Genomic DNA, 1,148 nt, shown 5'->3' on the forward strand with positions numbered 1-1,148 from the left:
GTATCTGGTGTCTGTTTACTACAGCTGCGCAGCCATATCGTCGGTTAGTTGGTTCAAACCTGCCGACAGTGCATCAACCAGAGCGTCGTAGCCTTCATCTTGCAATGGCATCAATATTTTTACTTGCGAGCTGCGAACGACGTTGCCGCTTGCATCGATGAGTAACCATTCACCTTCAATCTCTGCGTTACCTTGGTAGCTACCATTAAACTTGTTCAAAGTAAGTTGAAGCTTGGATTCTCCACTTTGATCCAGAAGATTATTCATTTCAACTGGCCAATAGTCGCTTTGTTTTTGGCGCAGCTCAGCCACAACACGTTGGGTAATTTGCTCAGAAATACTTTGAGCCCACTGGTGGCGTTTGGCTTGAACAATCTGAGTATCTGATGTGCGATACACAATACTATTGTCATTCAGGTAACTAGCGAGTTGAGCCGGGCGAATCACCAGTAAAGGTCGTTCTGCAACGCTCATCTGGTTAGACGTTTTTGTCTCAGCTTTAGGTAGGAGATACAGCGCCCCTGTTGTTTCTGGCGCGCTGCTGCATCCTGTCAATCCGGTTACAAGTGCTGTCGCTAATAAAAATACACGTTTCATTATTGTTGCCCTCTAACAGGAATTGGATCCTTCACTTCATCTTCTCCAAATACTAATGAGTTTGGTTTTTCATTTAGCTGTTTTAAAACAGGTTTGAATTCCGTCATCACCTTCTCTAGCTCTTTCAATGTCGATTCCATCTCACTGTACATTGTCGAGTTAGGGCCGTATCCATCCAGCGTTTTTTTGCAGTTGCTGCAAGCTTTGGCGAATATCTGCAGGGATCTCTTGTGTGTCTTTTTGGCTTAAGAGCTTATCAATGCTATTCGCCACTTTTTCTGCGGACGCCAAGGTGCGCTCAGACGTTTTCAACGTTGCGTTCAGAGACGTTAATGTATCTGCCATTGGCAAGTTATTAAGCTTGTTTAAGAAGTCATTTACTCGGCGCTGAACCTGTGCAAAGCCACCTCGCATTGTAGGGAATACGTCTAGCCCTTCATACGTGTTTGCTTCATATGGTGTATCGTCTGGATAAAAATCCGCGTCAATGTACAGTGCACCAGTCAACAAATTCCCGGTTTTTAGTGTGCCGCGAAGCCCTTTTGCAAACT

1 protein-coding gene and 1 pseudogene are annotated in these 1,148 nt (G+C 44.9%); both read right to left on the reverse strand.

Going from position 1 to position 1,148, the window contains the following annotated elements:
* Nucleotides 1-18: 18 nt before the first annotated feature.
* Nucleotides 19-597: a membrane integrity-associated transporter subunit PqiC gene (locus R8N28_RS26130; protein WP_005457982.1), complete on the reverse strand. Its 579-nt coding sequence runs from the start codon at nt 595-597 to the stop codon at nt 19-21.
* Nucleotides 597-1,148: pseudogene (locus R8N28_RS26135) on the reverse strand (paraquat-inducible protein B); the annotation flags it as partial. The gene R8N28_RS26130 and the pseudogene R8N28_RS26135, both read right to left, overlap by 1 nt.

The organism is Vibrio sp. Vb1554 (genome assembly GCF_033344235.1).